General features: G+C 64.0%; 21 protein-coding genes and 1 other RNA gene. 17 read left to right on the top strand and 5 right to left on the bottom strand.

The window, feature by feature from the left end; genetic code table 11:
• Window positions 1-6: 6 nt before the first annotated feature.
• On the bottom strand, window positions 7-1,671 hold the full coding sequence (locus AQ12_RS12420) for an NAD(P)/FAD-dependent oxidoreductase (protein WP_048440233.1): 1,665 nt from the start codon (window positions 1,669-1,671) through the stop codon (window positions 7-9).
• Window positions 1,672-1,734: 63 nt separating this feature from the next.
• Between AQ12_RS12420 and rnpB the strand changes: the two genes are divergently transcribed.
• Window positions 1,735-2,065: RNase P RNA component class A (rnpB, locus tag AQ12_RS22140), an RNA gene on the top strand.
• 53 nt (window positions 2,066-2,118) lie between these two features.
• Here the strand turns inward: rnpB and AQ12_RS12415 are convergent.
• Window positions 2,119-2,838, bottom strand: a complete 720-nt coding sequence (locus AQ12_RS12415) for an RNA pseudouridine synthase (protein WP_048440245.1) — start codon at window positions 2,836-2,838, stop codon at window positions 2,119-2,121.
• Window positions 2,831-4,468, bottom strand: a complete 1,638-nt coding sequence (locus AQ12_RS12410) for an MBL fold metallo-hydrolase (RefSeq protein ID WP_048440232.1) — start codon at window positions 4,466-4,468, stop codon at window positions 2,831-2,833. Before AQ12_RS12410 ends, AQ12_RS12415 begins: the two co-directional genes overlap by 8 nt.
• Before the next feature lie 68 nt (window positions 4,469-4,536).
• On the opposite strand from AQ12_RS12410, the gene dapF reads away from it, so the two are divergent.
• The 3 genes from dapF to AQ12_RS12395 are packed head-to-tail and all read left to right on the top strand — an operon-like array spanning window position 4,537 to window position 7,064.
• On the top strand, window positions 4,537-5,427 hold the full coding sequence (gene dapF / locus AQ12_RS12405; RefSeq protein WP_048440231.1) for a diaminopimelate epimerase: 891 nt from the start codon (window positions 4,537-4,539) through the stop codon (window positions 5,425-5,427).
• Window positions 5,424-6,131 (top strand): DUF484 family protein, encoded by a 708-nt coding sequence (locus AQ12_RS12400; RefSeq protein WP_048440230.1) that lies wholly within the window; start codon window positions 5,424-5,426, stop codon window positions 6,129-6,131. The genes dapF and AQ12_RS12400 overlap by 4 nt, the downstream gene beginning before the upstream one ends.
• Before the next feature lie 6 nt (window positions 6,132-6,137).
• Entirely contained in the window at window positions 6,138-7,064 is a 927-nt protein-coding gene (locus tag AQ12_RS12395; protein ID WP_048440229.1) for a tyrosine recombinase XerC, read from the top strand.
• Between the two features lie 3 nt (window positions 7,065-7,067).
• On the opposite strand, the gene AQ12_RS12390 is transcribed toward AQ12_RS12395, so the two are convergent.
• Window positions 7,068-8,774 (bottom strand): 7TM diverse intracellular signaling domain-containing protein, encoded by a 1,707-nt coding sequence (locus AQ12_RS12390; protein ID WP_053076702.1) that lies wholly within the window; start codon window positions 8,772-8,774, stop codon window positions 7,068-7,070.
• Window positions 8,775-8,849: 75 nt separating this feature from the next.
• Between AQ12_RS12390 and AQ12_RS12385 the strand changes: the two genes are divergently transcribed.
• The 6 genes from AQ12_RS12385 to hslU all read left to right on the top strand — a co-directional run bounded on the left by AQ12_RS12385 (window position 8,850) and on the right by hslU (window position 16,486).
• The gene (locus tag AQ12_RS12385; RefSeq protein ID WP_048440244.1) at window positions 8,850-10,037 is read left to right on the top strand and encodes a class I SAM-dependent rRNA methyltransferase; all 1,188 of its coding nucleotides are present in this window, start codon (window positions 8,850-8,852) and stop codon (window positions 10,035-10,037) included.
• Window positions 10,038-10,071: 34 nt separating this feature from the next.
• Window positions 10,072-11,136, top strand: a complete 1,065-nt coding sequence (locus AQ12_RS12380; protein ID WP_048440227.1) for a GTP-binding protein — start codon at window positions 10,072-10,074, stop codon at window positions 11,134-11,136.
• 517 nt (window positions 11,137-11,653) lie between these two features.
• Complete coding sequence (dksA, locus tag AQ12_RS12375) at window positions 11,654-12,481, top strand: RNA polymerase-binding protein DksA (protein ID WP_082151565.1); 828 nt, start codon at window positions 11,654-11,656, stop codon at window positions 12,479-12,481.
• Between the two features lie 85 nt (window positions 12,482-12,566).
• Window positions 12,567-14,513 (top strand): STAS domain-containing protein, encoded by a 1,947-nt coding sequence (locus AQ12_RS12370; RefSeq protein ID WP_048440226.1) that lies wholly within the window; start codon window positions 12,567-12,569, stop codon window positions 14,511-14,513.
• Window positions 14,514-14,568: 55 nt separating this feature from the next.
• Entirely contained in the window at window positions 14,569-15,117 is a 549-nt protein-coding gene (gene hslV, locus AQ12_RS12365; protein ID WP_048440242.1) for an ATP-dependent protease subunit HslV, read from the top strand.
• A gap of 43 nt (window positions 15,118-15,160) precedes the next feature.
• Window positions 15,161-16,486, top strand: a complete 1,326-nt coding sequence (gene hslU / locus AQ12_RS12360) for an ATP-dependent protease ATPase subunit HslU (protein ID WP_048440241.1) — start codon at window positions 15,161-15,163, stop codon at window positions 16,484-16,486.
• A gap of 4 nt (window positions 16,487-16,490) precedes the next feature.
• Here the strand turns inward: hslU and yjjJ are convergent, their stop codons facing one another.
• Window positions 16,491-17,807 carry a type II toxin-antitoxin system HipA family toxin YjjJ gene (gene yjjJ, locus AQ12_RS12355; protein ID WP_048440225.1) on the bottom strand — a complete coding sequence of 439 codons (1,317 nt, stop codon included), beginning with the start codon at window positions 17,805-17,807 and terminating at the stop codon, window positions 16,491-16,493.
• A 395-nt stretch (window positions 17,808-18,202) separates the two neighbouring features.
• Here yjjJ and mraZ point away from each other — a divergent pair, with 395 nt between their 5' ends.
• Genes mraZ through mraY form a run of 7 tightly spaced genes read left to right on the top strand, consistent with a single transcriptional unit; the run spans window position 18,203 to window position 25,633 of the window.
• Entirely contained in the window at window positions 18,203-18,631 is a 429-nt protein-coding gene (mraZ, locus tag AQ12_RS12350; RefSeq protein WP_048440224.1) for a division/cell wall cluster transcriptional repressor MraZ, read from the top strand.
• Between the two features lie 9 nt (window positions 18,632-18,640).
• A complete protein-coding gene (gene rsmH / locus AQ12_RS12345) occupies window positions 18,641-19,564 on the top strand; it encodes a 16S rRNA (cytosine(1402)-N(4))-methyltransferase RsmH (protein ID WP_048440223.1) in 924 nt (307 codons plus the stop codon).
• Entirely contained in the window at window positions 19,561-19,845 is a 285-nt protein-coding gene (gene ftsL / locus AQ12_RS12340) for a cell division protein FtsL (protein ID WP_048440222.1), read from the top strand. Before rsmH ends, ftsL begins: the two co-directional genes overlap by 4 nt.
• A complete protein-coding gene (locus tag AQ12_RS12335) occupies window positions 19,842-21,584 on the top strand; it encodes a penicillin-binding protein 2 (protein WP_048440221.1) in 1,743 nt (580 codons plus the stop codon). The genes ftsL and AQ12_RS12335 overlap by 4 nt, the downstream gene beginning before the upstream one ends.
• Window positions 21,584-23,062, top strand: a complete 1,479-nt coding sequence (locus AQ12_RS12330; protein ID WP_048440220.1) for a UDP-N-acetylmuramoyl-L-alanyl-D-glutamate--2,6-diaminopimelate ligase — start codon at window positions 21,584-21,586, stop codon at window positions 23,060-23,062. Before AQ12_RS12335 ends, AQ12_RS12330 begins: the two co-directional genes overlap by 1 nt.
• A gap of 8 nt (window positions 23,063-23,070) precedes the next feature.
• Window positions 23,071-24,465, top strand: coding sequence for a UDP-N-acetylmuramoyl-tripeptide--D-alanyl-D-alanine ligase (murF, locus tag AQ12_RS12325; protein ID WP_053076703.1), 1,395 nt, complete (start codon window positions 23,071-23,073; stop codon window positions 24,463-24,465).
• Window positions 24,455-25,633: a phospho-N-acetylmuramoyl-pentapeptide-transferase gene (mraY, locus tag AQ12_RS12320; protein ID WP_048440218.1), complete on the top strand. Its 1,179-nt coding sequence runs from the start codon at window positions 24,455-24,457 to the stop codon at window positions 25,631-25,633. Before murF ends, mraY begins: the two co-directional genes overlap by 11 nt.
• Window positions 25,634-25,640: the final 7 nt, after the last annotated feature.

Genomic DNA, 25,640 nt, shown 5'->3' with positions numbered 1-25,640 from the left:
CCCACCCTAACCCTCCCCCAGCGGGGGAGGGGATAAATTCAGGGCAATTGCGACCGCTTCGCCGACTCTGATGCCGTCAACGCCAGCCGACAGAATCCCCCCCGCATAGCTCGCACCTTCACCCGCCGGGTACAGCCCGCGCACATTCAGGCTCTGGTAGTCCTCGCCCCGCGTGATCTTCAGGGGCGATGAGGTGCGCGTCTCGACCCCCGTCAATACCGCATCGGGCATGTCGAATCCCTTGATCTTGCGGCCGAAGGCGGGCAGGGCTTCGCGCAACGCGGCGATCGCGTAATCAGGCAGTGCCTGGTGCAGATCGCCAAGCTTGACGCCCGGTTTATAGGACGGCTCGACGCTGCCCAGGGCCGCTGAAGCCTGGCCCTTGATGAAGTCGCCCACCAGTTGCCCAGGTGCCTCGTAGGTTCCGCCACCCAGCTCGAAGGCCTTGGACTCCAGTCGCCGTTGCAACTCGACGCCCGCCAGCGGCCCGCCCGGATAGTCCTGCGGAAAAATCCCCACGACCATGCCCGCATTCGCGTTTCGTTCATTGCGCGAGTACTGGCTCATGCCGTTGGTCACGACGCGGCCAGCCTCGGACGTTGCTGCCACCACTGTGCCGCCCGGGCACATGCAGAAGCTGTAAACCGAACGTCCATTGCTCGCGTGATGCACCAGCTTGTAATCGGCAGCACCCAGCATCGGATGCCCCGCATGCCGGCCCCATCGCGCGCGGTCGATCACGCTTTGCGGATGCTCGATGCGAAAGCCGATTGAAAACGGCTTGGCGTCCATGAAGACGCCACGCTCATGCAGCATCGCAAAGGTATCGCGCGAGCTGTGGCCGAGCGCGAGCACGGCCTGGTCGCAGCGCAACTGGCTGGTCTCGCCGGTGGCCTGGTTCAGCACCGTGAGTCCGCGCAGCGAAGTTGTTTCGCCTTCCTTGTGCAGCAGCACATCGGTGACGCGCTGCTCGAATCGCACCTCGCCACCGAGCGCGATGATCTGTTCGCGCATGTTCTCCACGACCTTCACGAGCTTGAACGTGCCGATGTGCGGGTGCGCGGCGTAAAGGATCTCCGCAGGCGCACCGGCTTTCACGAACTCATTCATCACCTTGCGGCCCAGGTACCGGGGGTCCTTGATCTGGCTGTACAACTTGCCGTCGGAGAACGTGCCCGCGCCGCCTTCGCCAAACTGCACGTTGCTCTCGGGGTTGAGCACATTCTTGCGCCACAGGCCCCAGGTGTCCTTGGTCCGCTGGCGCACCGGCTTGCCGCGTTCCAGCACGATGGGGCACAGCCCCATCTGCGCGAGCACCAGCGCAGCAAAGATTCCACAGGGGCCGAAGCCGACGACGACGGGTCTGAGGGGCGGAGGCGCTTTCGCCTGGACCGGAGGGCGCCAGGTCATGTCGGGTGTAGCAGCGACATGCGGATTGCCCGCAAGATTTTCCAGGAGCGCGGGCTCGCGTGTGGGGTCGGCCAGCGTCACATCAACGATGAACACGACCAGCAGTTCGGCTTTGCGCGCGTCGAAGCTGCGTTTGAAGACGTTGACCTCGGCGAGGTCGGCGGGGGGGATCTTGAGCACGCCGGCAGCAGCGGCAAGCAGGTGTGCGTCTTGCGTTTCGGCCTGCGCAAGCGTGAGCTTGATTTCGGAAAGTCTGATCATGTCCTTGGGCCCGTGTCGATCAGGCAAATGGAATGGGGGGAGAGCGCGGATAATACCGCTGGTGAAGCTCGCCAGACCGCCGCTGGTGCAAGTGCCGAAAGGCCGCACTGGAGGAACGTCCGGACTGCATAGGGCAGCGTAGCAGCTAACAGCTGTCCACCGTGAGGTGAGGATCAGAGCAACAGAGACGAGCCGGTTGGGTCCGGGTGAAACGGGCAATCTCTACGCGCAGCAATACCAAGTAGGCCAGTGTTGACCTGTGTCCCGGGGAGCTGGCGGGTAGGTAGCACCGAGCCGGTTGGCGACAACCGGCCCAGAGTAATGGCGGTCACGTGCCTTGCGTCGAAAGATGCAAGGCACGCCACAAAATCCGGCGTACCGGCGGGCTTCACACTTTTTTTGCCGATGTATCTACTTTTGATACATCCCGTTCGCGTCCGGGTGGCGTTAGAACCGCGCCCCAGCCTCCAGAAATCGCCACTGCCCCGCCGCAAGCCCGGCCATCGGCACGCGACCGATGCGCAGGCGTTTGAGCGACACGAGTTTCAGGCCCACTTCGCCGCACATCCAGCTGATCTGCGAGGGGCGTATGCCCTTCATCGCGAAGCGCAGCTTTGTCTCGTTCTGCCAGCTCACCTTGATGGGCGGCAAAGGCCGGCCCTGAACCGAGAGGCCGTGGCAAAGGCGCTCCAGCCCGCCTTCTGCGATCGTTCCAGAGACCTCGGCGATCAGCTCCTGCTCGATCACGTTGGCGTCTTCGGTGAGCTTGCGCACGATGCGAAAGTCCTGGCTGTACACCGCCAGGCCCTGAGCCATCGCAGGCATTTCCATCAATGATTCGAGCTTGTCGAAATCGCGTTTGGTGAGGTTGCGACCGGCGCCTTCGGGATTGGCATGGTTTTGCTGCGACAACAGGCTGGGCGCTTCCAGGTACGGCACACCCGCGGCTTTGTGCACGAGCAAGGTGATGGGTGCGGGCAATTCAGGGACCGCACCTTCGGCAATCTCGACGAGTTGGGACTGCGCCACGCGGGCCTGCGGCTCTTCAACCAGCTTGCCATCGACGCGCACCCAGCCGCCTTCGATGTACAGCTCTGCTTCGCGCCGCGAGCATTGCATTTGCGCAGCGACGCGCTTGGCCAGGCGAATGGGTTCGATCTCAGCCATGCGCCAGGCCCAGCGCTTCGATGCGCTGCACATGCGCAATCAGTGACCGCTTGGCGACCGGCCACATGCGCGCAGGCACGTCGTCATACGCAAGCGGCACCCATTCCTCGGGGCCCGCGTGGGGCTTGGCCCGCATCGCAGCGACGACCTTGGCCTCGCGTTGCAGCCGGTGCGACTTGAGCCGCGCGATCGCCTGCGGCGCGAATCCGAGCACGTGGCCGTGCGCGGGCAGGATGAATTCGATGCCGTACATCTCGCACGCAGCCGTGAGCTTGTCCAGAGACTCCAGGTAATCGGTCATGTCGCCATCGGGCGGATCGACCACCGTGGTGCTGCCGTTGAGCACGTGATCGCCGGAGATGAGCAAGCCGTCTTCAATCATCACCAGGCACAGGTGATTGGCCGCGTGGCCCGGCGTGTGAATCACTTCCAGCGTGTGGGACTGCCCGCCGCCTTCGAGCACCAGCCGCTCGCGGTCGGCCAGCGGCCTGTCCGGCACGAATTCGCTGGCGGCGCGCGCCGTGGGAAGTGACGCGAGCCCCAGGATCGGTGGCTTGTTCTTGCACATCGCCTGCAACGGCTTGGCACCGGGCGAGTGATCGGGATGCGAGTGCGTGCACACGATCATGCGGATATCGCCTCCCGCCGTGCGCCAGATGCGCTCCAGGTGGTCGGGGTCCAGGGGGCCAGGATCGATCGCGATGTAACCCGAGGAAGGATCACCGATGAGGTAGCTGTTCGTGCCGGGGCCGGTCATGACGCCGGGGTTGGGCGCGGTGATTCGGGTCAGGTTCTTCAGCAGCTGCACTGCGTCGTCGGTGCGCCAGTCCAGGTGGTGTGCGTACTGGCCGTCGGGGCTCACAAGGGCCAGTTCGCCGAACTGCATCTCGTGCTCCATGAAACGCGTGTCGACACCACTGACCATGCCGGCGCGTGGGCAACTCGTCCACAAGGGCTGTTCGCTCGCGCAGGCATCGAGCACGTCCTTGACCGATGCGAACTTCGCCAGGCGCTCCAGCGTTCGGATGGTCGGATAAACCATGAAAAACGATCCGGCCTCGTGGCGAGCGAGCGCATCGGCAGGCCGTGCCCACACCGGCTCGAACTGCTCGGACTCATCGGCAACGGGCGACTGTCCCTCGGGCATGCGCGCGATGAGAAAAGGCACGTCGAACCGGCGCGGCAGGTCCCGGTCGGTGATCCAGTGCGCGAACACAAAGACTTCGTCGGCGGCAAGCATGAGGCCGCGCTCGGCGCACTGCTGGACAAAGGGTCCGTGGCGGTCGATCGCAGCGATGTCATCGGCTGACGCCCCGCGACCATCGGCATGACGGGCGATCAGGATGCCCAGTTCTTCAAAGCTCTCGCGGATCGCGGCAATGGACTGGGTCAGGCGCGTGTCGTCCTGTGTGGGGCGGCGCCTGGCGAAGGCGTGGGCCTGAGCGTCGGCGGCGTCGATGGTGCCACCCGGAAAAACGTAGGCGCCCGGTGCGAAGCTTGCGGTAGCTGAGCGGCGCGTCATGAGCACTTCGATACCCGCATGGGTATCGCGAACGAGCAGCACAGTGGCGGCAGGCCGCGGCGCGGCGGGTTCCCGTTGGGGGTGGAGCAACTGCGTGGGGCGGACCATCCGTGCATTATCGCGGCGGCGCTGCATCAGTTGGCGTGTGCGCCCATCGCAGGCCCGATAATCCCGCCATGCGAATTCGCTTCACCAAGATGCAGGGCGCGGGCAACGACTTCGTGGTGCTCGACGAGACGCGCGGCCCGCTGGGCCTGAGCGCTGCACAGTACCGCTTTCTGGCTGACCGCCACTTTGGCGTGGGCGCCGACCAGGTGCTGTCGGTGCGCCCGTCGCCGGGCGCCGGCATCGACTTCGAATATGTGATCCACAACGCCGACGGCGGCGAAGTCGAGCAGTGCGGCAATGGCGCGCGCTGCTTCGCGCGCTACGTCTCGGACAAGGGTCTCACCCAGCAAAGCCGCGTGCGGGTCAAGACGCTCTCCGGCGTGATCGAGCCGCAGCTCCATGCCGACGGCCGCGTGACCGTTGACATGGGACCGCCGGTGTTCGAACCCCAAAAAATTCCTTTCGACATGGCCGGACTCTCGCCGCAGCCAGACGGCGCGTGGGAGAAGTGGAACCTGGTGCTCGGCACGCGTGCCGATTCCGCTATCGTTTCAGTAGCGGTCCTGTCGATGGGCAACCCGCACGCGGTGCAGGAGGTCGCCGATGTCGACGCTGCGCCGCTGGCGACCCAGGGTCCCCTGGTCGAGCACCATCCGCGGTTTCCCAATCGCGTCAACGCGGGATTCATGCAGGTGGTCGACCGGTCGCACATCCGGCTTCGGGTGTGGGAGCGGGGCGCAGGCGAAACGCTGGCATGCGGCACCGGCGCATGCGCGGCGGTCGTGGCCGGCATCCGGCTGGGGCGGCTCGATTCACGAGTCGATGTTCAAACGCACGGCGGCATGCTCACAATCGAGTGGGCTGGTGACATCGACGGCCCGCAGGGCACGGCACCGGTTTTCATGACGGGCCCGGCCGTCACCGTGTTTGAAGGCGAAATAGAGGTACCCGATCAATGACAGTTCAATCCACGGCAGGCAGCGCGATGAATCCGATCACCGAAGACGACATCGCCAATTACCTGGCGAACACCCCCGACTTTTTTGCGCGCCACGCCCAGCTGCTCGCCAGCGTGCAGCTCACCAGCCCGCACGGCAACCGCGCGGTGAGCCTGCAGGAGCGGCAGGCCGAAATGCTGCGCGAGAAGATCAAGGCGCTGGAGCATCGCCTGATGGACATGGTTCGCAACGGCAACGACAACGTGATCATCGCGGACCGCCTGCACCGCTGGGCCCGCATCCTGTTCCAGGTGCAGTCCGGACGCGCACTTCCGATCACCATCGCGGCAGAAATCGCCTCACAGTTTCATGTGCCCCAGACCGCCATCAAGGTCTGGGATGTGGACAGCCGCTACGGCGCCGAGGTGTTTGCCGAAGGCGTGAGTGACGACGCCAGGACCTTTGCTTCGTCGCTGACCATGCCGTACTGCGGCGTGAACTCCGGCTTCGAGGCGGCCGGCTGGCTTGTCGATCCGGCGATGGCGATGTCGCTGGCCCTGATTCCGCTACGAGAGCACACCCCGGGCGGCAATGCGCCGGCCTTCGGCATGCTGGTGCTCGCCTCGCCCGACCCGCAGCGCTTCCAGAGCGGCATGGGCACGGATTTCCTGGAGCGAATCGGCGAGCTTGCCAGTGCTGCCCTGATGCGCCTTCGCCCGAGGTAATCAGCCGTGGACGACGCCGCGCTCGTCGACAGATACCTGGAGCATGTGCGGGTCGAAAAACGCCTGGCGGCGCGCACGGTCGAGCTTTACTCGCTCGATCTGCACAAGCTCACCGACAACGCCGTGGCCGCAGGTGTCGCTTTGCAGCAAGTCCAAAACACCCACATTCGCCGCTGGGTCGCGCAGATGCATGGGGCAGGGCGCAGCGGACGGGGCATTGCGCTCATCCTGTCGGGATGGCGCGGGTTTTACGTGTGGCTGGGGCGTCAGGGGCTGGTTGACAGCAATCCGGTGGTTGATGTGCGCGCGCCGAAAGCACCCAAGCCCTTGCCCAAGGCGCTGGCCGTCGATGACTCGGTGCAGCTGGCTGATTTCAGCGACGAGACGGGCGACCCCTGGCTCGACGCGCGCGATGCGGCCATCGTCGAGCTTCTTTATGGGTGCGGGTTGCGGGTGGGTGAACTGGTGGGGCTCGATGTGCTCGCGAGCACGGCGGCGCGTGGCTGGGTCGACCTCCAGGCGCAGGAGGCCCATGTGCTCGGCAAGGGCGGCAAGCGGCGCAGTGTGCCGGTCGGCAGCAAGGCGGCGCAGGCCCTTGGTCAATGGCTCGCCGTGCGCAACCAACAAGCCAAGGCAGACCAGCCTGCGCTTTTTATCGGACGCAATTCCACGCGTCTGACCGCGCAGTCGATCTGGCAGCGACTCAAGCGCAGGAGCTTGCTCGCAGGTCTCTCCACGCCGGTACATCCGCACATGCTGCGGCATTCGTTTGCGAGCCACATGCTGCAGTCGAGTGGCGACTTGCGTGCCGTGCAGGAACTGCTGGGGCACGCCAACATCACCACGACGCAGGTTTACACGCGACTTGACTTCCAGCACCTGGCCAAGGCGTATGACGCCGCGCATCCGCGGGCGCAGCGCAAGGGCAAATGAGCATTACCTGATGGTGAACACCGCGCGCTTGCTGTCCGCCGGGACGGCCGCGAGCAGCGCTTCGAGCCGCGCCAACACTGTGTCGGCGTCGCCGCGATCGGGTGGCACCATCGTCTGCGCCACGCGCACCTGAGCCACCCATTCCACGGGCTTGTTCTTGAACGGCATCAGGCACCGGGCGACGATGCGCGGGCCTGCCGAAGCCGCGTCTTCGGCATTGAGGGGCCCCTCGATCAGCATGCCGAACCGCAGGTCCGACAGCCGCGCCACACCGTCGATTTCGCGCGCCGCCGACAGCAGGCGGCCGGCCACCTGCAAGGGCAACTCGGCCGCGTCGCGCGGGCCGAAGTCGCGCCGCACCTGCTCGATGTTCACGACGTCGATCAGCATCACGGCGCTCTGGTACTTCAGGCGTTGCGCACGCAGCATCATGCGCACCAGCCTTTCCCTGAACACCTGCCCGTTGATGAGACCCGTTGCCGGATCGATGCGGTCCAGGCCCTGTATGCGCCGGTTGTGTTCGCGGCGCTGCTGGCTTCGCAACATCAGCACGACCAGCAGCACTGGCAGCTCGATGGCGATGCCGATCTGCATGCCATGCGCTGTCCAGAAACTGGCCGGAATCACGCCCGCCACGCGCAAGATCGGACCCAGCGAGCCCAGGACCACCGGCACCATGCCCAGCAGCAGCCACATCGCGTAGCGGTCCCCGCGGCTCGCCGCCCAGACAATGATCGCCAGCGCTACGGAGATCGCGATGACGACGTACGGCACCATGATCCGGAAGCGGTGCGAAGCTTCCACAAAGACGATGGCAGCGGCGGCAAGGATCGCCAGCAGCGACAGCGCCACCATTCCAAGGTGCAGGCGGCGCGAACGCTCGGCAATGGAAACGGCTTCGGCGAAGAACCAGATCGTTGCACCCACCGTCAGCACCGGCAGCAGCATCGGAGACAGATCGTTCCACCAGGCCGACCGGGGCCACAGGTGAAGCCCGCCAATACCGGTCATCGCCGCCTGGCTGAGCGCCATCAGTGCCACGCTGAGCGCATAGAACGCGTACGCCTTGTCGCGCAGCGAGATCGCGCTCAGCAGGGCCACTGCGACGGCCAGTCCGGCCAGCCCGAAATAGATTCCGAGAATGAGCGATGTTCGTTGCTCGCTGCGGCTCAGGTAGCTTTCGCTCACGAACATCAAGGGCGCGCTGTAGCTATGGGAATTCTCGATTTTCAGCAGGTAGCTGCGGGGCGTCTCGGCTGACACCTGTATCGGCAACAGGGGATGGCGATGCGGCACCGGCCATTCGGCAACCGGCAGCGAATCCCCGGCGGTCTGCGCGATCCACTGGCCTACGCTGTCAGGCGAATAGAGCGTGACCCGATTGACCGATGGATACGGGATCTCAAGATACCAGCGCTCGGCGTCAGGCGCGGGCGGGACCGTGAATCGCACCCACAGGGCCTTGCCGGTGGCAAGCGGATACACCGCGGCCATGCGCGTCGGCTCCCAGGGCAAGGACGCGTTGGTGGCGATGGCATCGGCCTTGGCCATGCCGGTCGCGTCGATCCACGCATCGCCCCAATCCAGCAGCGCAATGGGCTGGTTGGCGGAATCGAGGTCGAGCGTCGTTCGCGCCAGCGCAGGGGCCGACATCAGGACTGCCATCAGAAAAGCGGCCACCCAACGCAGGCAGCCGGAATGGAAACACATGGATGAATTTCTCCTCGGGGCGCCATTGTGCTCTGCGCCGAACCGGTGTTTGGTCGCGCGCCCGACAATACGCAGATGAAATCAATACGGCTACGTGAAGGCAAGGAGCGCTCGCTGCAGCGCCGCCATCCCTGGGTGTTCGACTCGGCCATTGCCAAGGGTGGGGGCGACGCAGGTGAGACCGTGCGCATCGATTCGGCCAAGGGTGAATTCCTGGCCTGGGCGTCTTTCAGCCCCGAGTCGAAAATCCGTGCGCGGGTCTGGAGCTTTGACGAAGCGCAGCGCATCGATGCAGCCTTCCTGGCGCAGCGGGTGCAAACGGCCGTGCGTGCGAGGACGCGACTGGACATCCAGAGCGACTCGATGCGGCTGGTGCACGGTGAATCGGACGGGCTGCCGGGGCTGATCGTCGATCGTTATGCGGACACGTTGGTGGCGCAGTTTTTGTCGGCAGGCGCCGAGCGCTTCAAGCCGGTGCTGGCCGACGCGCTGCTCGCGGCCACCGGTCTGACGCGGCTTTATGAGCGGTCGGACACCAGCTCGCGCGCGCTCGAAGGGCTCCAGCCGGCGGCGGGATGGCTGCGCGGCGAGGGTCCGACGCAACTCACCATCACTGAGCACGACTGGAAGCTCACGCTCGACATCGCAACCGGTCACAAGACAGGTTTCTACCTGGACCAGCGTGACAGCCGCGCGAAATTCGCGGCCCACACCCGGCGCCTTCAGTTCCAGCGCGTCCTCAATTGCTACTGCTACACGGGCGGATTCACCGTTGCGGCCCTGTCGGGCGGAGCGGCCCACGTCACCTCGATCGACTCATCGGCGCCGGCACTGGAGCGGGCCGCCGCCAACGTCGCCCTGAACGGCTTCGACGCCGCGCGCACGGACTTTATGGACGCCGATGTGAATGGCTCCATGCGGCGCTTCATCGAGGAGGGGCGCACGTTCGACGCGATCATCCTGGACCCACCCAAGCTGGCTCCCACGGCAGCGCACGCCGAGCGCGCGGCCCGCGCGTACAAGGACATCAACCGCCTGGCCTTCAAGCTGCTGGAGCCCGGTGGCGTGCTCTTTACCTATTCGTGCTCCGGGGGCATCAGTGCCGACCTGTTCCACAAGATCGTGGCGTCTGCTGGCGCGGATGCGGGCGTGGACGGCTTCATCACCGAGCGGCTGGGCGGCGCGCCGGATCACCCGATGACGCTGGAATTCCCGGAAGGGGAGTACCTCAAAGGCCTGGTGGTCCTGAAGAAAGTCCAGTGACCTCATAAACTACCCGGTTCCCCAAGGAGTACCCATGAGCCTTATCCCCGCCACCATCCTCACCGGCTTTCTCGGCTCGGGCAAGACGACGCTGCTCAAGCGGGTGCTGACCGAGGCGCACGGCCAGAAGATTGCCGTGATCGAAAACGAATTCGGCGAAGAAAACATCGACAGCGACATCCTGGTGACCGAATCGAAAGAGCAGATCATCCAGATGAGCAATGGCTGCATCTGCTGCACGATCCGCGAAGACCTGCGCGAAACCCTGCGCGACCTGGCCGAGAAAAAGCGCAAGGGCCTGCTGGATTTCGATCGCGTGGTCATCGAGACAACCGGTCTGGCCGACCCGGGCCCGGTCGCCCAGACGTTTTTCATGGACGACGAGATTGCCGAGACCTACCTTCTTGACTCCATCCTGACCCTGGTCGACGCCAAGCACGCAGCCGAGCAGCTCAACGAGAGGCAGGAAGCGCGCCGCCAGGTGGGCTTCGCCGACCAGATCTTCATCAGCAAGACCGACCTGGTTGCCAAGGATGAAGTCGACGCGCTCATCCACCGCCTGAAACACATGAACCCGCGCGCGCCGCAACGGGCCGTCCATTTCGGTGACGTGAAGCTGAGCGAGGTGTTCGACCTGCGCGGCTTCAACCTCAATGCCAAGCTCGACATCGACCCTGACTTCCTGAAAGAAGCGGACGACCACGGCCACGACCATGCCCATGGTCACGACCATGAACATGGCGAGAACTGCGATCACCCCTCGCATGCGCACGAGGGACATGGCCACCATCACCACCATGACGACGACGTCAAGAGCTTTGTCTTCAAGTCCGATCGGGCCTTCGACCCGGCGCGGCTGGAGGACTTTCTGGGGGCCATCGTCAATATCTACGGCCCCAAGATGCTGCGCTACAAGGGGGTGCTGTTCATGAACGGCACCGAGCGCAAGGTCATCTTCCAGGGTGTGCACCAGCTCATGGGCAGCGATCTGGGCCCCAAGTGGGCCGACGGCGAGAAGCCCAACAGCAAGATGGTTTTCATCGGAATCGACCTGCCCAAAGATATCTTCCTCCAGGGCCTGGAACAGTGCCTTCTTTGAGTTAGGCTAGCGCCTTCCAAAAACAAGCGAGGGCGTGGCCCCGATGATTGTCTCGATTCTGCAACTGATGGGATTTCCATTTGGCACCGCGCGAACCGGGACCGGGGGTGAAAACCCCAACCGGGAGGGCCATGTGCCCAACAATCAGGGTATAACTCGCTCTCATGAAAGCGACAGGGCATCACACAGAGGAACAACCGCGGACCAGGGGCAGGGCCATGCCGCGGCTGTGGATGCGAGGAGACAGGAAGTGAAAGCTTCGACCAAGGCTTCAAAGCCGGCAGTAAAAACCAGGTCAGTGACCAAGGCAGCGACCAAGGCAGTGACAAAACCGGCTGCAAAGCCAGCCGTGAAAGCGGCGGCGAAACCACCGGCGAAGAAGGCGGCCAAGCCCGCAGCCAAACCAGCCGTCAAGGCTGTCAAGGCGCCACCGAAGCCAGCGGCAAAATCCGCACCCAAACCCGTCCCCCCGGCGGCCAAGAAAGTTTCTCCCCCTGCAAAAAAGGCAGCCGCCCCGGTGACAAAGCCTGCCAACAAGAAACCCGATCCGTCGCCCAAGGCAGCCCCAGCGGCAGCCACGGCGCCGGCCACCAGCAAGCCCAAGGCCGCTGCCGCAAGTCCTGTCGTTTCCGCAAAGGCCGTCGACAAGACGGCAAAGGCGGTGACACCAGCGGCGACACCTGTGGCGGTTCATTCGCGCGTCATGCCACCGCGTCCCGACGCGGCCACGACGGCGCAGGAACCGGCCCGGGCAACCAAACCATCAGCGCGGCTCGCGCAGATCACGGTGCCATCCATGGCGCAATCCGTGGCCTCCACAGCCGCCAAAGCAAGTTACATACAAACAATGGCCGACACTGTTCTGACTCCCCCGCCGATCCTGGCGGTCAAAAAAGATCCCAAGCTCGCGAACAACTGGAAGACCAAGTCCGCCGCTGAACTCACCGATGCCGAAGTCATGGCCATGCCTGACACGGAGTACATGAATGAAAAGCAGATGGCGTTCTTTCGCCTGAAGCTGACGGTGCTCAAGAACGAGATCCTGGCCAGCGCCGGCGAGACCACCGAGCACCTGCGCGAAGACACCGTCATCGTTCCTGACCCGGCCGACCGCGCCACCATCGAGGAAGAGCACGCACTTGAGCTGCGTACGCGCGACCGCGAGCGCAAGCTGCTCAAGAAGATCGAGCAGTCCATTGGGCGCATCGATGCGGGTGACTATGGCTATTGCGACGAGACGGGCGAGCCGATCGGCGTTGGCCGCCTGCTGGCACGTCCGACCGCCACTCTCTCCCTTGAAGCGCAACAGCGCCGAGAGCTCAAGCAGAAGATGTTCGGGGACTAGACCGAGGCCTTTGCCGGACGTGCACAATGTCCTGCGAAGATATGCGTGTGAACCCGTCCCGTAAAGTTACGCCCTACCTATAGCCATGTCGAAGGACGAAAACGCCGGCCTGTTGTCGAAGGTGGTGAAGTTCGTCAAGAACCCGACGACGAACTGGGCCGACCTCGACCAGCAAGAGGCCGACCGCGAGAGCTCGTACTCCAAGCAGATGCTCAAGGAGATGATCGAGCGCAAGCGGCGTAACGACTTCGTGCGCAAGCGTGAGTTCGACATGCTGCGCAAGATGCGGCGCAGCGAAGTCATGGCCGGACAGGACCCCGCCGCACGTCCATCTTTCTTCCAGAGTTCCATGCCGTCCAAGCCGGACGACAGGGCCACGACACTGAAGAAGATCGACGAGATCGAAGCACAGATGTCCATGCAATGGTGGAAGACCAAGCATGGCGACGCGTCCACCCGCGCTGGCAGCAGCACGAACTTCCCCGTTTCCTCCATGGGTGAAGCAGGACGGCAGGCGCCCGGTGCGCCGCTTCGCTCGACGGCGTACAACAAGACATCGCCCCAGGAGCTGGAAGCTGCGGCGCGCAATGCGCTGAACTCCGGGCAGCCCGATGACTCGCTGCAGTCGGCTTCGGCTGCGGCCTATGAGGCGCCCACCCAGGAAGCAGACCTGCCGCTGATGGACAACCAGCTGTCGATTCCGCAGGAATCGGTGGCCCCCTCGTTTTTGCAAACGCCGTCGCAGGCGGCCGCATCTCAGCCCCCTTCATCTTTCCAGGGGTCCAACCGGGTGCCGGTGCCTGCACCGCCGCGTTCGCCGCCGTCGATGTTTTCACCGCACTCTGTACCGGCCAGTGCACCGTCTGCCGACAGCATGGCAAACGGCTTCACGTCGTCCAAGCTGTTTGCGATCGACGTGGACGAGTTCGCGCATGACCCCGAACTCGAGGAGGCGGCGATCCGCTTTGCCAATGGTGACGATGCGGGTGCGGAGGCAGGGCTGATGGATGTGCTGGGTCCCAACGGCCCACGGATCGATCACGATGAGACCTGGCTGACCCTGTTCGACCTTTACCGCGCGACCGGCCAGCAGGACCGGTTTGAAAGCGCTGCAATTGATTTCGCAGGGCGCTTCGGTCGCTCGGCGCCGCAGTGGTTTTCGATTCCCGAGGCCGTCGCGCGCATGAACGCACCGGCCAGTGCGCCAGCCAGCGCCGCGCAGCAGGCACCCCACTGGACATGCCCTGCCACCCTTGGCACGCAGACCATCGTGGCCATGAGCGCCGCGCTCAACAAGGCGGCCGCACCCTGGCGCCTGTCATGGGTCAAGCTCAACGTGATTGATGAGGCGGCCGTCGAGGGCCTCACCAAGCTGTTCACGAGCTGGGCGGCCAAACCCGTGCAGCTGCGTTTCATTGGCGCCGAGAACTTCGAACGTGTGCTGCGCAACGCGACGCCCTCGGGCGACAAGGGCGTGAATCCAGCGTGGTGGAAGCTGCGCATGGAAGTGCTGCGGGTCATGCACCGTCCCGATGAGTTCGAGCTCGTTGCGCTCGACTATTGCGTCACGTATGAAGTCTCGCCGCCGTCATGGGACAGCGCACGCTGCGAGTTCAAGCCCTTGCAGGCCGACGGCAGCTACATGGCGGGCCACACGATCATCGGAGAGGCGTTCCATGATTCGCTGTCTTCCGGGCTGAGCATGGGCTACGGTGACACCCAATCGGCGGCGCACTCGATGATGTCGACCAACATCACCACGGTCGAGCTGGCCGGCCAGGTGCTCGGCGACGCGACCGAGGCCTTCGACCTGCTGGAAGCCAAGCTGCACGGCGGCGATGTGATGATCATCTCCTGCACCCGCCTGATCCGCATCGACTTCTCGGCCGCTGGCACGCTGCTCAACTGGGTGACGGCCCGCCAGTCCGAGGGCCGGCAGGTTCAGTTCGTCGAGGTGCATCGCCTGGTCGCTGCGTTCTTCAACGTGATCGGCATCAGCGAACACGCACGGGTGCTGGCCCGCGCGGACTGAAAGCAGTGCGGCCGGACGCCTTGCAATCTGCAGGGCTCGTCCCCAAATGGCTGCGATGGAACAATTTCATGGAACAACAATCGTCAGCGTGCGCCGCAAGGATGCGAACGGGCGCTGGCAGGTGGCTATTGGCGGTGATGGACAGGTGACCCTGGGCCACATCGTCGTCAAGGGCTCGGCACGCAAGGTGCGCAAGCTCTATCACGACAAGGTGCTGGCCGGGTTTGCGGGGGCCACCGCCGATGCATTCACGCTGTTCGAGCGCTTTGAAGCCAAGCTCGAAAAGCACCAGGGGCAGCTCGTTCGCGCGGCCATCGAACTCACCAAGGACTGGCGCACCGATCGCGTCCTGCGCAAGCTCGAAGCCATGCTGGCGGTGGCCGATGCCGACGCGTCGCTCATCATCACGGGCAACGGCGACGTGCTCGAACCCGAGCACGGCATCATCTCCATCGGCTCGGGCGGCGCGTATGCGCAAGCGGCTGCCAAGGCCCTGCTCGACAACACGCAACTGAGCGCGCGCGACATCGTGAAGAAATCGCTGGAGATCGCTGGCGAGCTTTGCATCTATACGAACATGCAGCACACCGTGGAGGAGCTTTGATGAGCGACGCCAGGCCGCCCCAAGGCGCGAAGTGGGGGCTGATATGTCTTCCATGACGCCGCAAGAAATCGTCTCCGAACTCGACAACCACATCGTCGGTCAGTCGGCTGCCAAGCGCGCAGTCGCCATTGCCCTTCGCAACCGGTGGCGCCGCCAGCAGGTCGAGGACAAGCTGCGCGTGGAAATCACGCCCAAGAACATTCTCATGATCGGACCGACCGGTGTCGGCAAGACCGAGATCGCGCGTCGTCTCGCGCGGCTGGCCGATGCGCCGTTCATCAAGGTCGAAGCCACGAAATTCACCGAAGTCGGCTATGTCGGCAAGGACGTGGATTCGATCATCCGCGACCTCGCCGAAATCGCGGTGAAGCAGACCCGCGAGACCGAGATGCGCAAGGTGCGCAGCCGCGCCGAAGACGCGGCCGAGGAGCGAATTCTCAACGTGCTGGTTCCGCTGCAACGCAGTGACGATGCGGCAGGCGAGGGCGTCGCGCGCCAGAATTTCCGCAAGAAGTTGCGTGAAGGGTCGATTGACGACAAGGACATCGAAATCGACCTGGCCGAGGCGCGCCAGCAGCTGGAGATCATGGGCCCTGCCGGCATGGAAGACATGACCGAACAGTTGCGCGGCATGTTCAGCCAGTTCGGCGGCGGCAAGCAGAAAACGCGCAAGCTCAAGATCGGCGAGGCGATGAAACTCCTCGTCGACGAAGAGGCGGCCAAGCTGGTGAATGAAGACGACATCCGCACCGCTGCGTTGCACAACGCAGAGCAGAACGGCATCGTCTTCATCGACGAAATCGACAAGGTCGCATCGCGCAGCATCGGCGGCGAAGGCGGTGGCGCTGAGGTGTCGCGCCAGGGCGTGCAGCGCGACCTGCTGCCGCTGGTCGAAGGCACCACGGTGTCCACCAAGTACGGCCCCATGCGCACCGACCACATCCTGTTCATCGCCAGTGGCGCATTCCATCTCTCGCGGCCCAGTGATCTCATCCCCGAGTTGCAGGGGCGCCTGCCGATTCGCGTCGAGCTGCAGTCGCTTTCGGTGCAGGACTTCGAGGCCATCCTCACGCAGACGCACGCTTCGCTGGTCAAGCAATACCAGGCACTGCTGGCAACCGAAGGCGTCACGCTCGAGTTCGCGCCCGATGCGATCACGCGCCTGGCGTACATCGCTTTCCAGGTGAACGAGCGCACCGAGAACATCGGCGCGCGACGGCTCGCAACCGTGATGGAAAGGCTGCTCGATGAAGTGAGTTTCGATGCGGCAAAGCTCAGCGGACAGACGGTGCGCATCGATGCCAACTATGTCGACACGCGGCTGCACGAGCTCAGCCACAACGAAGACCTGTCGCGCTACATCCTTTGACGGTTCAGTTCGCTGCTGCGAGCTGCCCGGCGTGCAGCGCACAGCGCGACCGAAACCCGGGTGACAGGCGCTTGTCTTTGGCCAGCGCCTTCCAGTAGCGCAGGGCCAGGTCCACCGCCTGCGTCCACTGGCGCAATGTGTCGACGGTGGGTCGCAGCGCCGCAGGATCGAAATCCCGCTCGATGAGTTCGCCGTTGATCGGCGCGTAGATCATCGGCAGCATGTCGTAGGCTGGGGCCAGCGACCACGAACCGCTGCGAATGAGCAGCGAGATATTTCCATAGTGCCGGTCGGTGTTGCCGATCAGGCGACCAAACGCTTCCAGCAGTTTCAGCCTGTCCGCATCGGCGTCCTGCAGCAGGTTGCGCGATGCCATGCGCGTCGCGGTCGCTGCCCAGTTGTCCATCTGGCCGATATGTTCCGCGTCATAGGCCAGCAGCGAGACCATGCCGATACGGCCGTTGGCCGTGCGATCAAATCTCTCAATCTCCAGGAAGGCGCGTCCCCTGGCTGACGACAGCGTCGATCGTGCGGCCTCTACCTCGCCCTGGCCCAGCGTTTCCAGCGCGATGTGTTCGCAAATGAGCAGGTCGCGCCATCGCACTTCGACAGCCGACTCGCCCGCTGGTGAAAACTTCACGATCACCGGTTTTCCAGCGCTGCCGACGACGCAGAACTTCGGCTGCTCCCCCCCTGCCGACGAGCCGGGTAGTGCACCGCGCATGGCTGCATCTGCGAGATCGGGAAACTGCTTGCTCTCAACGCGTTCGGGCGGCTGCGCCTGCAGGAATCGGTCGAACGATGCGGCGCCCACGAGCAGGTTGCCGGGAAGGTCGCTTCCAGCGGCGCACAGGGCCTTGAGTACGTCGTCGTCGGTCCAGTGATCGGGGTTTGCCGCGAGCTGCAATTGCGGATGGGCTTGCGCGAAGGCGCGGCCCAGAAACCCCTGGGGACGCATGTCCGTGATGAACCACGGCAGGCCCGCGTGAAGACTGCCTGCACCGCCTTCCTCTTCCATCCAGTAGCGGCTGCCAGTCACGGGAATCAGCGTGCCGAAGGGGGTCACCTCGCCGAGTTCGTCCACGCGCATGACCGGCACCAGCGCCGAGCCGCCAATTCCATCCACCAGCCGGGGCATGACATAGGCCTGCGACCGCGCGCGGCCAATGCGCAAGACCTCGCCGGCAGCGAGCAAAGGCGCGAGGGCACGGGAGATCGATGGCTGGCTCGCCTGGCAGATGTCCTGCAACTCGGCAGAGCGGGCAGCGCCGGCCGCCTTCATCGCTTGCCGGACGCGGTCGGTCAGGGCAGTGTCCGTCATGCGCAATTTGTGAATGGATATTTCTGGGTAATGCTACAGTGAAGAATAAAAAAATGAATAGATAAATGAGGATGCGCATGGCATTGTGGCAAATTAAAAACTCAGCCGTTGGCCCAGTTCCATACTCCAGCCCTGCCTCACAACCGCTCACACAGTAGTTGGGGCTCACGTATCACTTGCACAGCTATCGCTAAGTGCTTAATTTAGAACGATTTTTTGCTGCAAATCGATTCAAGGATGCCGCCTAAGTCCTTGATTTCATTGTAAAAATCACCATGCAAGCCATCTTGCGTGGTTGAGTTTTCCTGCTACAGTGCAAAAAAGTGCAATTAAGTGGTGAATCGTGCCTTCGCACCCCGCTGATTGCGCTTTTCTCGTAGTTAGGGCTCGCAAAAGTGTTCCAAGGCGCCTCGTCTCTCAGTCTCGATGGCAAAGGCCGGCTCTCCATGCCGACCCGGCATCGTGACGTCCTGGGAGCGACCGCGAACAACCAGCTCACCATCACCAAGCACCCCCACGGTTGCCTCATGATTTTCCCCCGGCCCGAGTGGGAAAAATTTCGTGAACGGCTCGCTGCGTTACCCATGGATGCGCAGTGGTGGAAGAGAATCTTCCTGGGCAATGCGATGGACATGGAGCTCGACGGCACAGGGCGCGTGCTGATCTCCCCCGAACTGCGGTCAGCGGCCCAGATAGAGAAGGAAACCATGCTGCTGGGCATGGGCAACCACTTCGAACTCTGGGACAAGGCGAAGTACGAGGCCAAGGAAGCGGAGGCGATGCAGGGTGCGATGCCCGACGTCTTCAGGGATTTTTCATTCTGAAAGAAGACGGTGGACCCCACATGGACACACACCACCGTCTTGTTGAACGAAGCAGTCGAAGCCCTCTTCGGCGCTGCAGTCACCAAGCCGGATGCAACCTTCATCGACGCCACGTTCGGGCGCGGTGGGCACTCGCGCCTCATCCTGTCGAAGCTCGGGCCCCACGGGCGCCTGATCGCGTTCGACAAGGACCTCGATGCCATTGCAGAGGCGCAAAAGATTTCAGACCCGCGTTTTTCGATCCGGCACGAGGGCTTTGCCCACATGGGCGAACTGCCGCCCCAGAGCGCGGCCGGCATCCTGATGGACCTGGGCGTGAGCTCGCCGCAGATCGACAACCCGGCACGCGGATTTTCATTTCGCGGCGACGGCCCGCTGGACATGCGGATGGACACCACGCGCGGCGAGAGCGTGGCCGACTGGCTTGCCACGGCCGAGGCCGGGCAGATCGCGGAGGTGATTCGTGACTATGGCGAAGAACGGTTTGCTGTTCAGATTGCAAAGGCGATTGTTGCTCGCCGACAGGAGCGGGGCCCTCTTGCAACCACAAGTGAACTGGCCCAGCTCGTGGCTGGTACGGTCAAAACCCGCGAGCCGGGCCAGGACCCTGCAACGCGCACATTTCAGGCTCTTCGGATTTTCATCAACGCCGAGCTTGAAGAGCTGCAACAGGCGCTAGAGGCTAGCTTGGACCTCCTGCAACCTCATGGCCGGCTTGTCGTGATCAGCTTTCATTCGCTTGAAGATCGCATCGTCAAGCAGTTCATCGCCGCCAATTCGCGCGAGGTGTTCGACCGTCGCGCGCCTTTTGCAGAGCCAAAAGCCATGAAGCTGCGCGCGCTCGATCGGGTCAAGACCCCGCAAGCCGAAGTCAGCGCCAACCCGCGCTCGCGCAGCGCGATCATGCGCGTGGCCGAGAGGACGCAGGCGTGACGCGGATCAACATCATCTTGCTGGTCGCCATCATCGCGAGCGCGCTCTACCTCGTGCGCACGCAGTACGAGTCGCGCCGCCTGTTCACCGAGCTCGATCGCACCAACACCGAAGCGCGCAAGCTCGAACTCGAGCATGAGCGCCTGCAGGTCGAAAAGCGCGGCCAGGCCACGCCCCTTCGCGTGGAAAAGATCGCCAAGGAACAACTGCAGATGCGCACGGCCTCACCGGCCATCACGCAGTACGTGCGGGCTTCTTCGCCCAAGGCAGGTGCCCAGTGAGCAGCCGCGGCCGCAGCCTCGCCTACACGTCCAGCCCGTTGCTGGCGAGCAAGACGCCGGTCTGGCGCAGCAAGTTCATCGTCGCGGCCATTGCCGTGGGCTTTCTCGCGCTGGCGGGCCGCGCTGCCTGGATCCAGGTGTTTGCCAACGAGTTCTTCCAGAAGCAGGGCGAAGTGCGCTTTGCCCGCACGCTCGAGTTGCCCGCCAATCGCGGCCGCATCTTCGACCGCAACGGCCTGTTGCTGGCCACCAGCGTTCCGGCTCCCAGCATCTGGGCGATTCCCGAAGATGTCGAGCGCGACCCGGCCAAACTCAAGCGCCTGGCTGCCCTGCTTGAAATGCCCTTGCCCGAGCTCGAAAAGAAGCTCGAAGACGAAGACAAGAATTTTGTGTGGCTCAAGCGGCAGATCGACGAAGACGCGGCAAAGCAGATCACCGCGCTCGACATCAAGGGCATCTACCAGCGCAAGGAATACAAGCGCCAGTACCCCGAAAGCGAAGCGGCCGCGCACGTCGTGGGCTTCACCAACGTCGAGGACATCGGCCAGGAAGGCATGGAGCTTGCCTTCAACAAGGAACTCGCCGGCCGCGCGGGTTCGCGCCGCGTCATCAAGGACCGGCTGGGACGCGTGGTGGAAGACGTGGGCGAGCAGGTCAAGCCGGTGGACGGCCGCGACCTGCAGCTGTCCATCGACAGCAAGGTGCAGTTCTTCGCCTACCAGAAGCTGCGCGATGCGGTGATCGAACACAAGGCCAAGGCCGGAAGCGTGGTTGTGCTGGACGCCATGACCGGCGAAGTGCTGGCGTTGGCCAACTACCCGAGCTACGTGCCGAACAAGCGCCAGAACCTGTCGGGCGCGCAACTGCGCAACCGCGCGCTGACCGATACGTTCGAGCCGGGCTCGACGATGAAGCCTTTCATCGCAGCGCTCGCGCTCGAAAAAGGAATGGTCACCCCCGAGACGACCATACAGACCGCGCCGGGTCGCCTGACCATCGGCGGCTCGACCATCAGCGACGCCCATCCGCATGGCGCGCTCACCGTCAACCAGGTCATCCAGAAGTCGAGCAACGTCGGCACGGTGAAGCTGGCCATGCAGATGCAGCCGCGCGAAATGTGGGAGATGTATTCGCACGTCGGCTTCGGGCAGAAACCGCAAGTGCCCTTCCCTGGCGCCGTGAGCGGCAGGCTGCGTGCCCACAAGACATGGCGCCCGATCGAGCAGGCGACGATGAGCTACGGCTACGGCCTGTCCACGAGTCTCTTCCAGCTCGCGCGTGCCTACACCGTGTTCGCGCGCGACGGCGAGCTGGTGCCCGCAACCATGATGAAGGCTGCGGACAACGTTGCCGGCGTGCGCCTGATGGAGCCCAAGACCGCGCAGGACGTGCGCCACATGCTGCACCTGGCCACCATCAATGGCGGCACCGCGCCCAAGGCGCAGACCATGGGCTACTCGGTCGGCGGCAAGACCGGCACTGCGCACAAGCAAGAGGGCAAGGGCTACGCTGACAAGAAATATCGCGGCTTCTTCGTGGGCATTGCGCCGGTGGACAAGCCGCGCATCGTGGTCGCGGTGATGATCGATGAGCCGAGCGGCGGCAAGTACTTTGGCGGCGATGTGGCGGCGCCTGTTTTCAGCAGCACCGTGCAGCAGACCTTGCGCATGCTCGGGGTCCAGCCCGACATGAATGTGAAGCCGCAGATCGTGGTCAACGCGGTGGAGGAGTCGTTCTGATGATCGATCTTCACAGCCCCGTTGAAGCCGCACGCTGGTTGCGCGCACGCGTGACCGGCACGCTGCAATGCGACAGCCGCAAGGTGCGCGCCGGTGATGGCTTCATCGCATGGCCGGGCGCCGCGACCGACGGCCGCAGCCATGTGCATGCGGCGCTCGCGCAGGGGGCTGTGGCATGCCTCGTCGAGAAAGAAGGTGTCGAGCCCTTCGTCTTCGAAAGCGATTCCATCGCCGCCTACCCGCAGCTCAAGGCGGCTTGCGGTGACATTGCAGCCGAGTACTACAACCACCCGACGCGCGAACTCGATGTGCTGGCAGTGACCGGCACCAATGGCAAGACCTCCACTGCCTGGTGGCTTGCCCAGGCGCTGACAAACCTGCGCACCACTGCGATCCCTTGCGCGGTGATCGGTACCTTGGGCATCGGCCGTCCACCCCACATCGAATTCAACGGCCTCACCACACCAGACCCCGTGCTGATGCAGGGCCAGTTCCGCCGCTTCGTTGACGAGGGCGTGAAGGCCTGCGCCATCGAGGCATCGTCGGTGGGCATCGTCGAGCGTCGCATGGACGGCACGCGTATCCGCGTGGCGATCTTCACCAACTTCACGCAGGACCACCTCGACTACCACGGCACCATGCAGGCCTATTGGGATGCCAAGGCGGCGCTCTTTGCATGGCCCGGCTTGCGTGCCGCAGTCGTCAACATCGACGACGACAAGGGCAAGGAACTCGCCCCCTCCCTGGACGAATCGATCGACCTGTGGACGGTTTCCGTCATCGAGCCTGCACGCCTGGTGGCACGCGACATCGGCTATGAGCAGGGCGGCTTGCGCTTCACGGTGGCCGAAGGCGTGCAGACGCACGAGCTGCGCACGCAATTGATCGGCCAGTACAACGTGTCCAACCTGCTGGGCGTGATCGCCGCGATGCGCGCGGTCGGCGTCACGCTGGCCGATGCGATTGCGGCTTGCGGCAACCTCTCGCCCGTGCCCGGCCGCATGGAGCGGTTGAGCGAAGCCGGCAAGCCTGTCGTTGCCGTGGACTATGCCCACACCCCCGATGCGCTCGACAAGGCGCTGCAGGCGCTCAAGCCCATGGCGCAGCAACGCGGCGGACAGCTCTGGTGCATCTTCGGCTGCGGCGGCGACCGCGATCCGGGCAAGCGCCCGTTGATGGCTGCGGTCGTGGCGCAAAACGCCGACCGCATCGTCGTGACCAGCGACAACCCGCGCAGCGAAGTGCCCGAAGCCATCATTGGCCAGATCGTCGTGGGCTTCACACCCGAGCGCTTCGTGGAAGTGCAGGTCGATCGTGCGCTGGCGATTGCACAGACCATTGCGCAAGCGGCCCCCAACGACGTGATCCTGCTGGCGGGCAAGGGCCACGAGGACTATCAGGAAGTCGCAGGCGTCAAGCAGCCGTTCTCCGACATTGCGCACGCACAGGCGGCGCTGAACGCCAGGAGCCCGGCATGAGCAAGGCCATGTCCACACTCGCGCAAGTCCTGCCCTGGATTCCCGGCGGCAAGCTGGTCGGTGACGGCAGCATTGCCTTTCATCGGGTGCACACCGACACGCGCACGCTGCAGCATGGCGATCTGTTCGTCGCGCTCAAGGGCGAGAGCTTCGATGCCAACAATTTCCTGGGCCAGGCCGGCGCGAACGGCGCAGTCGCAGCGATCGCACATCGCGGCAAGATTCCCTCCGGCATGGCGGGCATCGAAGTCGACGACACCCGGCTCGCGCTGGGCGCACTGGCGGCAGGCTGGCGCGCGCAGTTCAACCTGCCGCTGATCGCGGTGACGGGCAGCAACGGCAAGACCACCGTGACGCAGATGATTGCGTCCATCCTTCGCGCCTGGAAGCCCGATGAAATGCTGGCCACCGCCGGCAACTTCAACAACGACATCGGCCTGCCGCTCACGCTGCTGCGCCTGCGCGCCGAGCACCGCGTCGGCGTGCTCGAACTGGGCATGAACCATCCCGGCGAGATTGCCTATCTCGCGAAGATCGCCAGGCCCACTGTCGCGATGGTGAACAACGCGCAGCGCGAGCACCAGGAATTCATGGCGACCGTCGAGGCGGTGGCAAGGGAAAACGGCTCGGTGATCGAATCGCTGGGCCCGGAGGGTATCGCCGTGTTTCCTGCCGGCGAAGAGTTCACACCCGTGTGGATGCAACTCACGCAATCGCGCACCCGCATGACTTTCGGCAGCGCTGGTGAACACACCCAGGGCCAGCAAGCCGATATCGTTCTGGCCGGGACTGAATGGCAAGGCGGCCATTGGCAGGTGAGTGTGCAAACACCCGCTGGTCCATTGAACTTCCGTCTCCATATCGCCGGCCGCCACAACGTGCGCAACTGCCTCGCGGCCATCGCCTGCGGCCTCGCGGCCGGTGCGCCGCTGGAAGCGATCGCACAAGGCCTGGAGGCGTTCGAGCCGGTCAAGGGCCGCTCGCGCGCCGCACAGGTGACCGTTGGCACCCGCACCATCACGCTCATCGACGACACCTACAACGCCAATCCCGATTCGGTCCGTGCAGCGATCGACGTGCTGGCCGAACTGCCGGGGCCGCGCCTGGCGGTGCTGGGCGACATGGGCGAGGTGGGCGACCAGGGGCCGCAGTTCCACCAGGAAATCGGCGAGCACGCCAGGGCCCAGGGCATCGAGCAGCTCTTCACCATCGGCGATCAGTCGCAGGTGATGGGCGGGTGGCATTTCACCGATATCGAGTCGCTGAAGACGGCAGTCATTTCCGAGTTGACCACTGCGTCCAGCGTGCTGGTCAAGGGTTCAAGGTTCATGCAGATGGAGCGTGTGGTGCAGGCCATCACTGCGCACGCCCAGCAGCAGAAGGGAGCACCGAATGCTGCTTAGCCTGGCCGGATGGCTTCAATCTCTCGGGCCCGAATTCGGGTACCTGCGCGTGATCCAGTACCTCACGTTCCGCGCTGTGATGGCGGCGATGACCGCGCTGCTGATCGGCCTGATCGCAGGGCCGTGGGTGATTCGCCGCCTCACGTCGCTCAAGATCGGCCAGCCGGTTCGGGGCTACGGCATGGAAACGCACTTGTCCAAGAGCGGCACACCGACCATGGGCGGCGTGCTGGTGCTGCTGTCGATCGCGATATCGACGCTGCTGTGGTTCGACTGGACCAACCGCTTCGTGTGGATCGTGCTGGTGGTGACGCTGGGCTTTGGCGCCATCGGCTGGGCCGATGACTGGCGCAAGGTCGTGCACAAGGACCCCGAAGGCATGCGTTCGCGCGAGAAGTATTTCTGGCAATCGCTGATCGGCCTGGTCGCGGCGCTGTATCTGGTGTTCAGCATTTCCGAAAGCAACAACTTCCGCGTGCTCGAACTGTTCTTCAAGTGGGTCGCGTCGGGGTTCGATGTGAACCTGCCGCCCAAGGCGGGCCTGATGCTGCCCTTCATCAAGGAAGTGAGCTATCCGCTGGGTGTGTTCGGCTTCGTCATCATGACCTACCTGGTCATCGTGGGTTCGAGCAATGCGGTGAACCTGACGGACGGCCTTGATGGCCTTGCCATCATGCCGGTGGTGATGGTCGGCTCGGCGCTGGGCGTGTTTGCCTATGTCACCGGCAGCGCGGTGTACTCCAAGTACCTGTTCTTTCCTTACATCCCCGGCTCGGGCGAACTGCTGATCTTCTGCTCGGCGCTCGCGGGTGCGGGCCTCGCGTTCCTGTGGTTCAACACGCATCCTGCGCAGGTGTTCATGGGTGATGTGGGCGCGTTGGCGCTTGGCGCTGCGCTCGGCACCATCGCGGTGATCGTGCGCCAGGAAATCGTGCTGGCCATCATGGGCGGCATCTTCGTCGTCGAAGCAATTTCGGTGATGGCGCAGGTCGTGTATTTCAAGTACACCAAGGCCCGGTATGGCGAAGGCCGACGCATCCTGAAGATGGCGCCCCTGCATCACCACTATGAAAAGAGTGGATGGAAAGAAACGCAGGTTGTGGTGCGCTTCTGGATCATCACGATGCTGCTGTGTCTCGTCGGCCTTTCAACCTTGAAGCTGAGGTAGTCAAACA

Source organism: Caenimonas sp. SL110, from assembly GCF_001044395.1.
GTDB lineage: Bacteria > Pseudomonadota > Gammaproteobacteria > Burkholderiales > Burkholderiaceae_C > Ramlibacter.
This window is presented reverse-complemented; position numbering and strand designations above follow the sequence as displayed.

Bases quoted from the DNA above. Each gene is read 5' to 3' on its own strand.
- mraY (WP_048440218.1), top strand. From the start codon at position 24,455: ATGCTGCTTAGCCTGGCCGGATGGCTTCAATCTCTCGGGCCCGAATTC.
- murF (WP_053076703.1), top strand. From the start codon at position 23,071: ATGTCCACACTCGCGCAAGTCCTGCCCTGGATTCCCGGCGGCAAGCTG.
- yjjJ (WP_048440225.1), bottom strand. From the start codon at position 17,807: ATGACGGACACTGCCCTGACCGACCGCGTCCGGCAAGCGATGAAGGCG.
- AQ12_RS12380 (WP_048440227.1), top strand. From the start codon at position 10,072: ATGAGCCTTATCCCCGCCACCATCCTCACCGGCTTTCTCGGCTCGGGC.
- dapF (WP_048440231.1), top strand. From the start codon at position 4,537: ATGCGAATTCGCTTCACCAAGATGCAGGGCGCGGGCAACGACTTCGTG.
- AQ12_RS12390 (WP_053076702.1), bottom strand. From the start codon at position 8,774: ATGTGTTTCCATTCCGGCTGCCTGCGTTGGGTGGCCGCTTTTCTGATG.
- hslV (WP_048440242.1), top strand. From the start codon at position 14,569: ATGGAACAATTTCATGGAACAACAATCGTCAGCGTGCGCCGCAAGGAT.
- AQ12_RS12400 (WP_048440230.1), top strand. From the start codon at position 5,424: ATGACAGTTCAATCCACGGCAGGCAGCGCGATGAATCCGATCACCGAA.
- hslU (WP_048440241.1), top strand. From the start codon at position 15,161: ATGTCTTCCATGACGCCGCAAGAAATCGTCTCCGAACTCGACAACCAC.
- AQ12_RS12410 (WP_048440232.1), bottom strand. From the start codon at position 4,468: ATGGTCCGCCCCACGCAGTTGCTCCACCCCCAACGGGAACCCGCCGCG.
- AQ12_RS12370 (WP_048440226.1), top strand. From the start codon at position 12,567: ATGTCGAAGGACGAAAACGCCGGCCTGTTGTCGAAGGTGGTGAAGTTC.
- AQ12_RS12420 (WP_048440233.1), bottom strand. From the start codon at position 1,671: ATGATCAGACTTTCCGAAATCAAGCTCACGCTTGCGCAGGCCGAAACG.
- AQ12_RS12330 (WP_048440220.1), top strand. From the start codon at position 21,584: ATGATCGATCTTCACAGCCCCGTTGAAGCCGCACGCTGGTTGCGCGCA.
- AQ12_RS12415 (WP_048440245.1), bottom strand. From the start codon at position 2,838: ATGGCTGAGATCGAACCCATTCGCCTGGCCAAGCGCGTCGCTGCGCAA.
- AQ12_RS12385 (WP_048440244.1), top strand. From the start codon at position 8,850: ATGAAATCAATACGGCTACGTGAAGGCAAGGAGCGCTCGCTGCAGCGC.